Source organism: Luminiphilus sp. nBUS_16, assembly GCF_051201645.1.
In the GTDB taxonomy this organism is placed as follows: Bacteria; Pseudomonadota; Gammaproteobacteria; order Pseudomonadales; family Halieaceae; genus Luminiphilus.
Genome location: NZ_CP179205.1, coordinates 3239410 through 3254572, shown reverse-complemented (window position 1 = coordinate 3254572; position 15163 = coordinate 3239410). Strand labels below are relative to the sequence as shown.

Annotated in this window: 9 protein-coding genes; 3 read left to right on the top strand and 6 right to left on the bottom strand. The window is 54.4% G+C overall.

The window, feature by feature from the left end; translation table 11 throughout:
- Positions 1–27 precede the first annotated feature (27 nt).
- From ACMAY6_RS14385 to ACMAY6_RS14360, 6 genes are all read right to left on the bottom strand, one after another.
- Positions 28–1488 carry a coniferyl aldehyde dehydrogenase gene (locus tag ACMAY6_RS14385; protein ID WP_435212943.1) on the bottom strand — a complete coding sequence of 487 codons (1461 nt, stop codon included), beginning with the start codon at positions 1486–1488 and terminating at the stop codon, positions 28–30.
- Positions 1489–2041: 553 nt separating this feature from the next.
- Positions 2042–3862, bottom strand: a complete 1821-nt coding sequence (locus tag ACMAY6_RS14380) for a DUF885 domain-containing protein (RefSeq protein ID WP_435212941.1) — start codon at positions 3860–3862, stop codon at positions 2042–2044.
- A 277-nt stretch (positions 3863–4139) separates the two neighbouring features.
- Complete coding sequence (gene pip, locus ACMAY6_RS14375) at positions 4140–5084, bottom strand: prolyl aminopeptidase (RefSeq protein WP_435212940.1); 945 nt, start codon at positions 5082–5084, stop codon at positions 4140–4142.
- A 274-nt stretch (positions 5085–5358) separates the two neighbouring features.
- A complete protein-coding gene (locus ACMAY6_RS14370) occupies positions 5359–6831 on the bottom strand; it encodes a mannitol dehydrogenase family protein (RefSeq protein ID WP_435212938.1) in 1473 nt (490 codons plus the stop codon).
- 74 nt (positions 6832–6905) lie between these two features.
- Positions 6906–9173: a TonB-dependent receptor gene (locus tag ACMAY6_RS14365; RefSeq protein WP_435212936.1), complete on the bottom strand. Its 2268-nt coding sequence runs from the start codon at positions 9171–9173 to the stop codon at positions 6906–6908.
- A gap of 103 nt (positions 9174–9276) precedes the next feature.
- Entirely contained in the window at positions 9277–10293 is a 1017-nt protein-coding gene (locus ACMAY6_RS14360) for a LacI family DNA-binding transcriptional regulator (RefSeq protein WP_435212934.1), read from the bottom strand.
- 151 nt (positions 10294–10444) lie between these two features.
- Between ACMAY6_RS14360 and ACMAY6_RS14355 the strand changes: the two genes are divergently transcribed.
- From ACMAY6_RS14355 to uxuA, 3 genes are read left to right on the top strand one after another with little or no spacing between them, the layout of a single operon-like run.
- Positions 10445–12478 (top strand): glycoside hydrolase family 2 TIM barrel-domain containing protein, encoded by a 2034-nt coding sequence (locus tag ACMAY6_RS14355; RefSeq protein ID WP_435212932.1) that lies wholly within the window; start codon positions 10445–10447, stop codon positions 12476–12478.
- 14 nt (positions 12479–12492) lie between these two features.
- A complete protein-coding gene (gene uxaC, locus ACMAY6_RS14350) occupies positions 12493–13950 on the top strand; it encodes a glucuronate isomerase (protein WP_435212930.1) in 1458 nt (485 codons plus the stop codon).
- A gap of 16 nt (positions 13951–13966) precedes the next feature.
- Complete coding sequence (gene uxuA / locus ACMAY6_RS14345; protein WP_435212928.1) at positions 13967–15151, top strand: mannonate dehydratase; 1185 nt, start codon at positions 13967–13969, stop codon at positions 15149–15151.
- Positions 15152–15163: the final 12 nt, after the last annotated feature.

The following is a 15163-nucleotide window of genomic DNA, read 5'->3' as shown; positions in this document are numbered from 1 at the left end:
AGTAACAGCATTGTCTTTGGCAGCGGCTTAGCGTTTAACCTGAGCTTTAATCGCTTTCTCTGCGGCGTCGCCATAGGGTGGCAAGAAACCGCCCAGCTTCGAGACATTGAAGGACAGGGTTTGCTTGTACACCGACTTGCCGTGGCTGAAGGTTTTGAAGCCTTCAATGCCGTGGTAAGCCCCCATACCGCTGGGACCGACGCCGCCAAAAGGTAGGTCTTTCTGCAGCATGTGGAACATAACGTCATTGACACAGGCGCCGCCGGAGGTGGTGCGCTTGAGGAAGTTCTCCTCTTCCGCAGCATCGGTACCAAAGTAGTAGGCCGCTAACGGACGCGGATGGCTGTTGATGTAGTCAATGGTGTCGTCAAAGCTGCGATAAGTAACGATCGGCAGAATCGGACCAAACATTTCTTCCTGCATGCACTTGGCGTCATCCGTGGGGTTAATCACCATCGTCGGCGGAATCTTCATGCTTTTCGACGTCTCAAAAGATTCATCCGCCGGATTAATGGGAATCACCTGCAGGCCCTGGCTTTCTGCATCGGCAAGGTAACCCGACAGGCGGTCATGGTGGCGCTGGTTAATGACCGACGTGTACTGGGGGTTATCAAGGAGGGTGGGGTACATCTGCCCAACTACTGACTGCGTGATTTTAATCACTTCATCGAGGGATTCCTCAGGCACCATGAGGTAGTCGGGGGCAATACAGATTTGACCGGCGTTAAGGCACTTGCCGCTCATAATTCGCTCCAGGCTAAGCTCGAGGTCGGCGCTGCGAGAGATAACGGTAGGCGACTTGCCCCCTAGCTCTAGGGTCACAGGAACCAGGTTCTTCGCCGCAGCCGCCATAATGTGCTTGGCAATGCTCGTAGCGCCGGTAAAGATCATGTGGTCGAAAGGCAGCGATGAAAATGCCTGGCCGACATCGGGTCCGCCGGTGATCACGGTCACTTCATCGGGGTCAAAAGCTTCGGCAATAATTTCAGCCAGCAAGTTGGCGGTTTGTGGCGTGAACTCTGAGGGCTTAATCATGGCACGGTTGCCCGCCGCTAAAATGCTGGCTAGGGGTTCAAACACCATGGCAACGGGGAAGTTCCAGGGGGCGATAATGCCCACGACCCCTTTGGGTTGATACTCAATTTTTGAGCGGCTGCCCAGAAGGCCCAGTGGAAACTTGCTGGGTCGTGACTCAGATTTCATCCAGCGCTTGAGATGCTTTTTGTTGTGCTTGATGCAATCGATCGACCCGGCGACGTCGGTCATCATATTGATCTGTCGAGGGCGGCAGACGAAGTCAGCATTCATGGCTTCACTGATTCGCTCGGCGTGACGCACCAAAATATCCAGAGCACGATCGAGTCGATCCATGCGCACTTCAGCACTGACGGCGCCTTCGGCAAGATAGCTCTGTTTTTGGCTGTTCAAAGTCGCGTTGAGTTGTGTCAGAACATCAGCGGTGGTCAGTTGGGGTTCGGATGCGGTCATGGCGTAGCCCTTTTTATTAAGGTAGGTGGCGCTTTTAAAGTATTCAGGCCACAGAGATTAAATGTCGGTCAGTCATTTGTAAAACCCCCGGCAAATTGCGGGGTAGGCGTTGCTCAGAACACTAAGGTGCTCTATCACAGGTTTTTGCGCCTTACTTACTTGAGCCTTATTTGCATGAGCCCTATTTAAAAGTGAGGCCCATTGCAGCATTGCCTGTTTATGGGGGTCGGGGTTGTCACCTTTAAAAGCATTTTTCCGCTTTCGCTGACCCTGAACGCAATTATAGCTGATGTGTCTTCATCGACGAATGCCCGGAACAGATGGCAGGAACTGATGCCCGAACCGCAGGATCACCTTGTGGGCTACGACCCGCTGCCGCTTAGCCCTAGTTTTCATGTGCGCGTTTCAATGTGCGCGCATAAATGGCCCCCAATGCATGGCTCGCGATAGCTTTTACTGGCGTATCGTCGAACGCTGCGATGGCGCCGTCGTGGCCTTCCTTTACTCGTGGCCTACCGAGGTAGGCCATTGTGTTGTTCGCCGTGATGGGCTCTCAGGAGCCAGCCTGTTGTGCAATCCAGTTTTCCACTTGTTCGCGCAGCAGAGCTAGGGGCATCGCGCCATTCATGAGCACCAGCTCATGGAATTCTCGCACGTCAAAACGGTCACCCAACTGGGCCTCGGCTTCGGCCCGCAAATCGAGCAGGGCCAGTTGTCCGGTTTTATAAGCGGTTGCTTGGCCGGGTATCACCACATAGCGTTCGATCTCTCGGGTTACCTCGTCTTCGGTCATGCCCGTATTGGTTACCATGTATTCAATGGCTTGTTCACGGCTCCAGCGTTTGGCGTGCAGGCCCGTGTCCACGACCAAGCGCACGGCACGAAACATCTCGGCCTGCAGGCGTCCCAAATCACCCAGAGGATCATCGTCGTACAAGCCCATATCGGTTTTGGCAATGCGCTCCGAATACAGTGCCCAGCCTTCTGCAAAAGCGGTAAAGGGTGACAGCTTACGCAGCATGGGCACGTCTTCAATAAGTTGTGCCGCAGATATTTGGAAGTGATGGCCGGGAGATCCCTCGTGAATCATTAAGGTGGGGAGCTTCCAGCGCGGATTGTCAGCGGTATCTTTCAGATTGATATAAAACCGACCCGGCCGCGAACCATCGAGAGCCGGCCCGCTGTAATAGCCGCCGGGAGAGGCATCCTCTCTTTCTGGAGCGACTCTGATGATTTCCAGAGGCTGGGGAGGAATCGTAATAAAGAACTGGTCAGCCTGAGCCAATACCTTGGCGTCGAAGGCCTTCAGGTACTCGATCATTTCCTCTCGACCTTCATCGGTATTAGGAAACTGTTGGCTGGGGTCCTCCATAACCACCTGCACGCGCTCACCTAAAGCGCCCTCGGGTACTCCTTGGGCATCCATAATGGCGTGCATTTCAATGGCAATACGAGCCACCTCGGCGAGCCCGGTATTGTGAATTTCCTCGGGACTGTAATCAGTAGAGGTGCTCGAAAGCAGGCGGTCTTTATAAATGGCTTCGCCGTCGGGTAAGCGCCAAACCCCGGCATCGTGATTAGCGGTTAAGGCCATGTCTTCAAAGAGCGCAATAATGCCCTCGTAGCCAGGAATCACAGCTTCGCTGACAACGGCTTCGGCGGCGGCTTGCAGCTGGGCTCGGCTGTCCTCGTCGAGCTCTTCTACTGACGCTAAGCGCTCGGGTAATGAGGTGACCAGAATGTTTTCCGAGACGCCCCCGGCGACGAATTTGCGCATACCAACCAGTGCACTTTCAATAATGAAGTCGGGAGGGACAACACCATGGTCGCGGTCATCAACCACGCGTTCGCGACTTTCTCGCAGCACACGCCCAAACTCTTCCAGGCGCTCCACATAGCGCTCGGCACTGCGGCGGTCGATGATGGCATGGGTGTCAGTGAGAAATTCGGGCAGGTTTACGGTAACACCGCTCAGCTGGTTAATGCGGTAGCCGCTGTATTCTCGCTCCGATTGCCTGAGTATATCGTCGAAGAACCAGGCGGCAATTTGCCAGCTCAGCAGTTCTTGTCCCTCTAAGCCCTCAGGGCCATAGGCATCGAGCCCGGCCCGAGCTTGCCGTAGAGTTTCCAAAGACTCATCTTCACCGGCCTGAGTGTAGTCACTCAATTTGCCACTGTGAAAATCAAGGAAGGTGTTATCGATAAGGCCAATGCTGGTGAGCAATTCTGGAGAATCAGTAGCCAGTTGCAGTGATACTTTGTTGACGTAGTTGTTGACGCCCACGGGGGTAATCCAGAACCAGAAGGCGGCGCCTGTGGTAACCGTGATAACCAGTAATAGGGTGCCAATGGCAATTCGCTTGAAAAGGCGCATATTGGGACTCAATTTGAAAAAAATACAGAATACCACAGCGCTGAATGCGGATGATCCCAACGCTAAGCAAACCGAGCTTGCTAAGTCGTCCTCGCCGATGTCGTGGCGCTCAGGTCGCAATAACTAGGCTGCACCAATAGGGCGCACTAAGTTTGCAGCCCAACAGAACCCTTTGTACCGCTGCGGATGCAAGTCTACAGCCTAAAAGCGGGCTCAGCCCTCCCGCAAGCGAGGGCTCTAGGCGGGCTGAGCAAGGCCATAGACCACGGTGTCTATGTTAAGCGGCAAAGTTATCAGTTGCTGCTACCAGGGCTTGGGTATTGGCGGGGTCGAAGGCCGAATGTCCGGCATTGGGTATGAGATTAAACTCGGCTTCGGGCCAGGCGTTATGCAAATCCCAGGCGGTTACGGGGGGGCACACGACGTCGTAGCGCCCCTGCACAATCACGGTGGGTATATGCCGAATTCGATCGATATTTTCTATTAGCTCATTGGGGCCATCAAAAAATCCGTCATTAACAAAGTAGTGGCATTCAATACGCGCCATTGCCAGAGCGGCATCGGGGGCGTCCAACTTTTCCATAAAATCGCCGTTTTGAATGAGGAAGCTCGCTGACGCTTCCCACACTGACCAAGCCCGGGCGGCAGCGAGGCGTGTCGCCTCATCGTCGCTGGTTAAACGTTTATGGAAGGCCGTTACTAAATCACCGCGTTCGGCTTCTGGAATGGGTGCCAGGTAGTTTTGCCAAGTGTCGGGGTACAGGGCGCTGGCACCCTCTTGATAAAACCAGTGAATTTCCTGAGGGCGTAATAGAAAAATACCGCGCAGCACCAGCTCGGTGACGGCCTCGGGATACGTTTGTGCATAGGCGAGGGCGAGCGTACTTCCCCATGATCCGCCAAATACTAGCCATTGCTTAATATTTAAGGATTCCCGCAGCCGTTCTATGTCCGACACCAAATGCCAAGTCGTATTGGCTTCTAGCGAGGCATGGGGTCGCGACTGACCACAGCCGCGCTGGTCAAACACCACAATGCGATACCGCTCGGGATCAAAAAATTGCCGAGCTTCCGGAGATGACCCGCCCCCAGGACCACCGTGCACAAAGACGCAGGGTTTGCCCTCAGGATTGCCCGATTCTTCAAAATAAATTTCGTGACCGTCGCCAACGTTTAGCCAGCCGTGGTGTCGGGGTTCTATTGGGGGATAGAGAAACTCCATGATGATTCCTTAAATCAGCGCGGTCGTAGGGGGGGGCCAAGTATAAGCGGGTTGCCATCGGTACAGGGTAATTTGCTTTGTCCCAGCGTCCGAAACTGCTGCATTGCTATAGCTAGCCGAATAAATTGTTGGGGAAGCCATAGAACCAACGTGAGTAGTGCAGGCGGGGGGGGTAATGGTAAGAGTTAATTCAAGCCTGAGGTTGGCCTACTACATCAGTGGGGCGCCACCTGATTGGCAGGCTGTGCTAAGCGGACGATTTTCTCAGGGACGTTTAGGGCGTTCGATGGGTGTCATTCACTAGGGGTGAACTGGGCAGCGCCTTGAAGCGGCTGATCAGCACATCCTGCCAATCGGGAAAGCGCCTAATTAAATCGGCAAGGGCGGGGTAGGCCATGGCCAGATCCTGAGCTGCAGTTTCATCTTGCCGATCACGGCGGCCAATCAGTGTTGCAAACTCTTGTGCCATGGGCTCGTGTGAGGCCACCGGTTGCCCGTTAAGTGTGGTGCCCCAATGCCAGTGCAGCCATGCGGCAACAATGCTGGTCAGGTGGGGTGCGTCCTGGCCCGAGGCCAGCCTCTCGGCCAAGGGCGCGAGAATCCGCTGGGGCAGCTTCTGGCTGCCGTCCGAAGCAATCTGTGTCAGCTGATGGTCTAGATTGGGATTGGCAAAGCGCAGCAGTAAAGCATCGCAGTAAGTACTAACTTCAGAACGTGCCTCCTCAGTAATGGTCTCGGCGGTTTCTTGCCACAGCGCCTGTACAAATGCTTGCAGCTGGGGCGTGGCAACTGCGTCATTTACCGTGGCAAGCCCTGCCAGGCCGCCAAGGTATGCCATTGCCGAGTGAGCCGCATTGAGTAGGCGTAGCTTGCGTGACTCCCAGTGCTCTACCGAGTCAACGAGGGTGACCCCCGCGAGCTCCAGTGGGGGCCGATCACCCGCGAAGTTGTCTTCAACAACCCATTGGCTAAAGGCTTCAGTAATAACTGCGCCCTGATCTTCAAGCCCCAGAAGGTCATGCACCTGGGCCAACTGATCGTCGCTAATCGCCGGGCAAATTCGATCGACCATGGAGCAGGGAAAGGCAACGTTGTTGTCTAACCAGGATTGCAGCGATGCCTCGCAAAGGCCCGCAAAACTTCTCACGGCCTCGCGGCAACACTGTCCATTGAGGGGCAGGTTGTCGCAAGACAGTATCGTGATGGGTCCCCCATGGCGTGCTTTTCTCAGCTGCAAACCCCGCGCCAGAACGCCAATCGCTGACTTCGGCTGTTGGGGTGTTTTTAGGTCGGCAACAATTTCCGGGTGCGATGTGTCGAGCTCACCCGTGGCAGAATTCAGACAATAACCTTTTTCTGTCACCGTTAAGGTCACCAGCTGGGTCTGGGGGGCGGCAATAAGGTCGATAAGGGTTTGGTTTTCATCGGGGGCATAGAGCACCCCTGTCAGTGCACGAACGATGCGGTAGTGATCCCCCGACAGTTCTCTTGCCCAGTGAGTGAAAAGGCCTTGCTGCGGGTTGAGTTGCTGAGCTGCCCGGCGCCGCTGCAAGGACGCGCCTGTGATGAGCCAGGGGCTGTCTATCAGCTCATTCATCTGGTCAAAATAGGCGGCGAGGTGCGCTCTATGGAAAGCGCCCACGCCCAGATGAACGACCTTGGGAGTCGCATGGCGGGGGTAATCGCTTACGGCTACAAAAGCTGGGACTTCAGTGTCAATCAGTGTGGTTTCAGATAAACGTTTCAAAATAACTCACTAAAAAAAGAAGCCGCCCCATGGCAGCTTCTCAATGCGCTCTAAAGCGTTAAGGCTAGGCGATCTTAGAAAGATAAACGCCCCTTTACGCCCAAATACCGCTCGGCGTTACGTGGCAACAGTTGCGTAAGAACCGGTGCGCCACCGTAAAACCCCGAGCTGTCGCCGATAGCAGTAGCGTATTGCTCGTCAAAGGCGTTATTCACAAACAGAGTGATTCGGTAGCCTCCATCTGCGCCCTCGACGCCTGCGCTGAAGTTGGCAATACCGTAGCCATCCTGAATGGTCCTTGGGTTAGCCAGCAGCGAGAAGTTTATATCGTCTTGATAGCTGTAGTTTCCGTTGGCAAACAGCACAACAGGCCATCCTGAAGGCGATGACTCCCAAGTCAGCCCCAGATTGTATTTAAAGTCTGGAGAGTTCGCGAGGGGCTTGCCCGCTAAGTTTTGAGAACCGCCTACACAACCCTGTTGCTCGGTCTGACCCGGATAACAGTTTGCTCCGGGGAACTCAGCGATTTCAGCGTCAATGAGTGCTAAGCCGGCATCGAACCTCAGGGATGAGGACAGTTGCGCAGCGAAGTCAGCTTCTATGCCCTTGGTGCGTAATTCACCCACGTTGTTAAGCTTAAAGGTGAGGCCCTCGTTAACATCTACCTTCGAGCTCTGTGCCTGGAAGTCTTCATAGTCTGTCAGGAAGGCCACCACGCTGAACTGCGCGCGCCCGTCTAGGAGTGAACCTTTCAGGCCCACTTCGTAAGAGACGGCATCCTCAGAGCCCACGGGGTTGTCAGCGCGAGACTGGTCGAAGCCCGAGCTAATGTCATAGCCCTGACCCTTGTAGCCGGTAGAAATACTCGCGTAGGTGAACATGTCATCGCGAATTGCGTACTGAAGGGCTAGCTTACCGACGGCATAAGATTCAGAGTCGTCGCTGTCATAAACGGTGCCTGCAGCGAAATCTTGAAAGTACACATCGATTTCCTCTCGGCCAAAACGGCCACCCGCGGTGAGATCGAGGCGATCGGACAAATGGAAGTTAAGCTGACCGAAAGCGGCCATATTGGTATTCCCTGAGGCAGCCTCCCAGTCGGCGACAAACAGCGGTAGCCGGTTGAAGACGCGATCGGTATTGGCGTCGGAGTACCAGAGGCCCACGACGTAATCCATGTTGCCATCGGTTGGAGATTCAAGTCGCAGTTCCTGGGTAATCTGGTCGGCGTCAAAAGGCCCAATCTGATAAATGCCACCGTCGAGGGCGCCGCCGGTAAACGCGCCGGCAATGTTAAATTCGGTGCCGTCTACATCCTGCTCAAACACATAACTCCAGTCCTGATAGCTGGTGACACCCACTAAACGGTAGCCCCCCATATCGTAGGAAAATTTGAACGAGGTCATTAACTGCTCATTGTCGGACTTTGGCGTGTAATCGAGGCGGGTATTGCGGTTGTCCTCACCCGGGGTAATACCGTCAGTAAAAAGCGATGTCGGAAAGGCACCAAACAGCGCCGAGCCCGGTGGAATGTCACGATAGGTAGCAGCTGTGCCCGCCACGTCCCGTTCGCTGTAGTCGGCGACAAACTGCAGCGACAAAGCTTCACTGGCATTAATCACCAGCTTGCCTCTAACGCCGAAACCCTCGTCACCATTGAGGTCGCTGCCATTAGTGAGGTTAGTTATGTGTCCATCGCGCTCGTGGGTGTAGGCATTGAGTCGAAAGCCGGCGCTGTTACCGATGGGACCGGATAGGGCCGCATTGATGCGATATTCGTCGTCGTCAGTAAAAGAACCCTCAATGAAGCCTTCCAGCTCTTCAGTGGGGCCTGCAGTAATAATGTTGATGACACCCGCCGAAGCATTTTTGCCGAACAAGGTACCTTGAGGGCCCCTCAAAACCTCGACACGTTCAATATCTGCCAGAGTGTTAAAGGCCTGCGCTTGTTGGACCACGGGCACGTCATCGACAATGACTGACACGCTGGGCTCCACGCCAATAGAAAAAGCATACGTGCCTATGCCACGGAGGTTGATACTGGCATTACCGGTGTTTGCTGCATCTTGTATGGTGAGCGATGGTGCCAGCGATGTCAGGCCGGAGAAGTCATTAATGCCACTGTTAGCCAACATCTCCGCCGATATTGCGGTGACGGCCGCGGGGACTTCAAATACGCTCTCTTCGCGCTTTTGTGCGACTACGCGAACCACCTCTAGCGTCAGGGCTTCATCGTCTTGTTGTGCGTGAAGCGCTGGGCTTGTCATCCCAAGGGATAAGCCTGCTATTGCAATAGCCAATGTAGTTTTACCGCCAAACCGCTTGGGGTCACGTAATGACATGCCAGATTCCTCTTTTTGTTGTTGTTTAATTTTTTAGGGTAACCGGTGTCTTATTGGTGGCGCAAGCTTTTTTGCCATTCGATTGGACTAGAGCGTTTTGGAGCTAGGAATTGATCTGGGCTGTTGAGGCGCGTGTCACCACTTGGGCTTCAAATTGTTGTATGGCCTCGGTTTGGTCTCTGGGGTTCACCAGTAGTTCCACGGCAAGGGCCGTCATTTCCTGAACCGGTTGCCTAACCGACGTTAATGGCGGCCAAAGGTGGGACGCGACGGGGGAGTTATCGAAGCCGGTTACGGATAGGTCTCGGGGAATGGTCAGCTCTAGGGCGGCAGCCGTTTGAAAAACACCCGCGGCCATCTCGTCATTGGCACAAATGACAGCACTGGGGCGCTGCTCCTGTGCCAGCAGCAACTCCGCACAGCGCCGGCCTGATTCAAAGGTAAAGTCGCCGTACTGAATGTCTGCATCGTTCAGGTTGAGGTCGTTCAGAGCCATGGCATCGCGCACCCCCGCCAATCTTCGAAGCGTGGGGCCGGCATTGGCTGGGCCGCCAATAAATGCAATTGCGGAATGTCCCGCTGCAATGAGCTGGTTGGTAATTTTCAGTGCTGCAGTCCTATCGTTATAGCGTATTTGCGGCATTGGGAAATCGGCGTTGTCACCGGCGATGCGCACGACGGGCCAGCCTTCATCGCACAGCTTGGCAACAATTGAGGCCGATTCTGACAGGGGCGGGGTAAGAATAAGCCCGTCACAACCCGAGCGTCGCATGAAGCTAATAATCTCGTCGACTGCGCGATTATTAGCGTCCATGCGGTGCATCACAATCTCATAGCCCAGAGCATTGGCGGCGAGTTGCGAGCCGTTTAAAAGATCCAGCACATAGCTGGGGTTCTGGTTGTTGTAGGCAAGGCCCAGTAAGAAGGATTGGGCGCTCGCAAGAGCGCGTGCCTGGCGGCTGGGCTGGTAGCCCACCTCGGCCATAATGCTTTTGATATGCTCTCGGGTAGCGTCGGATACGCCCTTTTGTTCGTTGAGAACTCGGGAGACCGATTTCTTGGAAACCCCTGCAAGACGGGCTACTTCATTGATGTTGAGGTTTTTATTTTTTGAATCCATGCCTGTCTCTAAAAGCGCCCCGTTGGGTTGAGCTTTTTAATGCGGTTCGGTGTGCAGCATACCGTAAATTGGATTTGCGGGTAGACACCGGTGTCTCTCGACCTTATGATTTGGGCCGATCATTGGAAAATAATAAATTTGGGAAGGGACCATGGGAAAACATTTAGGCACTCTAATTTGGGCGGTATTACTGAGCATGCTGGCGGCAAATCCCCTTTGGGCTGCTGAGGAAGATGAAGAGCCTGCGCCCTTTGTAACTCCAGAGCTAGTGGTGCCCGAGCCTGCGAGTGCTGTAATGGGCTGGGTAGATTCTCGAGAGCCCCAAAGCCTCAACGGGAGTTGGAAGCTCCTTGTGGACCCTATGCAGGTCGGGACGCCAGGTGGCTTTTTTGGAGGCTGGGCGACGACACGGACCCCGGTCGACGCTTTCCAATTGCTGGAATACAGCTACCCAGACGCTGCTGATATTCGTGTGCCCGGTGATTTCAATACCCAGCGGCAAGAGCTTTTTTTCTATCGAGACACGGTGTGGTACCAACGCAATTTCAATGTCGAGGCTGAGGCCGATACGCGGTATCACTTGTGGTTTGGTGGCGCCAATTTTGACGCGACGGTTTTTCTAAACGGTGCGCCGGTGGCGCGTCACAAGGGCGGTTATGTGCCCTTTTCAGTTGACGTAACAGCGCACCTGCAACCCGAGGGCAATGATTTAGTTATTCGCATTAACAATCGTCTGGGTGACGATACCGTGCCTACCGGGCGAACCGACTGGTGGCCTTACGGCGGTCTTACCCGCGATGTCATGCTGGTGGCGACACCTGAGCAATACATTGTGAATGCCAAAGTTGTGCTCAACAACGATCGCAACGCCATTACCGCGGAAGTTGCGACTGAGGGGTTTGCAGCTGGTGACGAGGTCACGGTTGTTATACCCCAACTCGACATCAGTCAGACGGCGCGCATCAGCGACAATGGTGACGCCCAGCTGAGCATTCCGGCACAACCAGAACTCTGGCATCCAGACGCGCCAAAATTGTATCGGGTAGAGCTGGCTGCCGGTGATGACCGGGTCAGCGATCAGATTGGTTTTAGAACCATTGAAACCTCAGGCACCACCATTATGCTCAATGGTGAGCCGATTAAATTTAAGGGCATTTCCACCCACGAGGAACCGATAGGTCGTGATGGTGTGGCGTACTCCGAAGCCGATATGCGAGTGCTCTTCAACGAGGCTAAGAATCTGGGCGTTAACTTTGTGCGAGCGGCACACTACCCGTATTCACGTCATGCGGCCCGGGTTGCCGATGAGATGGGCATTTTGCTGTGGGAGGAAGTTCCTATTTACTGGAACATTGCCTGGGAAAATGCCGATACGCTAGCGATAGCACGAGACCAAATTTCGCGCCTCATCGAACGCGACTGGAATCGCGCCAGTGTTGTCATCTGGTCGGTTGCCAATGAGACGCCCTATTCCGAGTCGCGCATGAAGTTTTTGGGCCGCTTAATCGACGATGTAAGAGAACTCGATGACAGCCGACTGGTGTCAGCGGCATTGCTAGGCGATACCCGCCGAGAGCTCAAGCATGTGGCGGCCCATTTAGCGGCCCACGGCCAGGGCAGCGATATCGCCAGTGATGAGGAAAAGGCCATTTTTCAAGGTGTCCTGGCAGCTGCCGGTGAGGCTGCGCCAGAGCCCGGGTCGAGTTTTACGTTGGTGATCGACGACCCACTGGGTGAGCTGGTAGATATCGTTAGCTACAACGAGTATTTTGGCTGGTATTACGCGCGAGCGTTGGCGCCGCAAATGGGCGTGAGTGAACAAACTATCCGTAAACTCATGCTGCAATTTATACCCCAAGTCACCATGAGTACGGCTTTTGGTAAACCTATGTTTATTTCTGAGTTTGGTGCCGGTGCCAAAGCGGGCAAGCGCGGTGAGGGTGTTTGGACCGAGGATTATCAGGCCGCGGTTTATCGCGCTCAGATTGCCATGCTCAGTCATAGCCCGCAGGTTCAGGGTATGACGCCATGGATTCTCAAAGATTTTCGTGCCATGTTGCGCTCCCTGCCAGGAATTCAAGACTATCGAAATCGAAAAGGATTGATCGATCAAAACGGGCGACGCAAACAAGCTTTCTACGTACTGCGCGATTTCTATAACGGCCCCTGGGCCGATACGCACTGAGCGCAGATTTAGCGATGTCTGAACACGCCCCAATAGCCGTCGACAGTGACCGCCTGTTTCCCATAGAGCCACGGGCTCGGGATCTTGCTCGGTCACTACACGCACAGGTTGTTGATAGCCCCATTATTTCACCCCATGGGCATACCGATCCGGCGTGGTTTGCAGAAAATGCGCATTTCAGCGATCCGCTTTCCCTGCTGGTTCTGCCTGATCATTATTTACTGCGCATGCTGTATAGCCGGGGTGTCGACCTACAGTCGGTAGGGTTGGTAGCAAAGGGCGCTGCGCCAGCAGTTACGCCTCGTGAGGGGTGGCGCTGCTTTGCTAAGCATTACTATTTGTTTCAGGGCACACCCTCGAGGCTGTGGCTGGACTCAACCTTCCAACAGGTTTTTGGCCTTGACTACGCCCTCAATGAAAGCACCGCTGATCAATATTTTGACCACATCAGTTCCCTGCTTGCTCACAGTAGTTTTAAGCCAAGGGCTTTGCTCGATCGCTTTAATATTCAGTTCATTGCTACGACTGAACACGCGCTGGATTCCCTTCATCACCACGAACAACTGACTAGCGAGGGTCTGTCTGGGCGCATAACCACCACGTTTCGTCCCGATGATGTCATCGACCCTCACGCCGCTGGTTTTAGCGACAACGTCGAACAATTGGGTGTGCTCACCGGGGAGGGCGTCGCTACTTATAACGATTATCTACAGGCATTGCGGCGTCGCCGCAGCGATTTCAAAGCGTTGGGTGCAACGGCTTCTGATCACGGCCCAGTGTCACCCGTAACGACACAGCTCACGGTACAAGTGGCCAGCCAACTATTCGATAAATGTCGAAAGGGCACGGCAAGTGAGGCAGAGAAGGCGCAGTTTCGCGGGCACATGCTGATTGAAATGGCGTTCATGAGTCTCGACGATGGGCTTGTTATGCAAATACATCCCGGGGCGTTACGAAACCACAATCGTGGCTTTTATGAAGCCTACGGTGCAGATAAAGGCGGGGATATTCCTCAGCGGGTCGACTACTGCCACGCCCTGCAGCCTATTCTAAATGCAGTGGGTAACGAACCAGGCTTCGAGCTCATTATGTTTACATTGGACGAGTCGACTTATGCAAGAGAGCTGGCGCCCCTTGCAGGGCACTATCCGGCGCTGCGTTTGGGGCCGCCGTGGTGGTTCCATGACAGCCCTGAGGGTATGTTGCGGTTTCGCCGCAGCACGACCGAGACTGCCGGGTTCTACAACACTGCGGGGTTCAACGACGACACCCGGGCTTTTTTCTCCATCCCAGCGCGGCATGATATGGCGCGACGCATAGACGCTCGATTTCTTGCGGAGTGGGTTTTGGAGGGAAGAATTACAGAGCCTGAAGCACAATCACTCATCCATTTACTGACGACCGAATTGGCCACGGAGGCTTACCGGTTAAATAAACCCGCTCACAGCCACTTGGCTAGGGCTGTAGGATGAAGGGCGAATACGTCTGATGTTGGAGACCTGGCGTTGGTTCGGTCCCGATGACCCCGTTTCTTTGGAACAAATTCGACAGGCCGGTGCAACCGGTGTTGTCAGTTCCCTGTCACAGATCCCTACGGGTGATGTCTGGCCTCTCGTCGATATTGAAGCGCACAAACGACTGATTGAGTCTGCCGGCCTGGTTTGGTCGGTGGTGGAGTCGGTACCCCTACATAACGATATCAAGACGCGGTCGGGGCACTATCGGCACCTGATTAGCAATTATCAGAAGACCCTGATCAACCTCGGTGCCGCTGGGATTCATACGGTCTGCTACAACTTTATGCCGGTTGTCGACTGGACGCGCACCAACCTCGAATACGTGCTGCCCGACAACAGTCAGGCCTTGCGCTTTGATATTGTCGATTTCGCCGTCTACGATATTTTTGTATTGCAGCGCTCGGGAGCCACAGATAGCTACGATAAAGCGGTCGTCGAGGGTGCACGAGCGCGCTTTGAGGGCCTCGATCAGCCTGCCGTTGCCGCCTTGGAAAATAATATTATTGCAGGACTGCCGGGGGGGGAAGGGAGCTATGATCGCGCAGGTGTCTTAGCGGCGATCAATCATTTCAATCAGTTTGATAACGAAGCCTATCGCCAAAATCTCATCGCTTTTCTGCGGGACATCATGCCCTCAGCTGAGGTCGCCGATATCAACATGGTGATTCATCCCGACGACCCTCCGTTTTCGCTCTTTGGCTTACCCCGGGTGTTATCGACAGCGGAGGATGTCAGAAAGCTTGTCGCGGCTGTTCCTAGTGCCAGTAATGGTTTAACGCTGTGTGCGGGTTCCTTTGGTGCCCGAGGCGATAACAACTTAGTGGCCATGGCAAAAGAGTTCGGCGACCGCATCCACTTTGTTCATTTACGCAATATAAAACGCGAGAGTGACGGCTCTTTTTATGAGTCTGCGCATCTTGAGGGTGACAACGATATTGTCGGTCTCATCGCCGCTTTGTTGGCCGTAGAGGCTGAAGATACTAGCGGTCAGCGTGCCATAGCCATGCGTCCTGATCATGGTCATACTTTGACGTCAGAGCAGGCTGATCCGCGGCTTAAGCCGGGATATTCCTATGGAGGACGTATGAAAGGCCTTGCAGAACTGCGAGGGGTGATCCACGCGCTGACAGCCCTTGGCACTGGCGGACGACCTTGAGCGAGCCGTTGG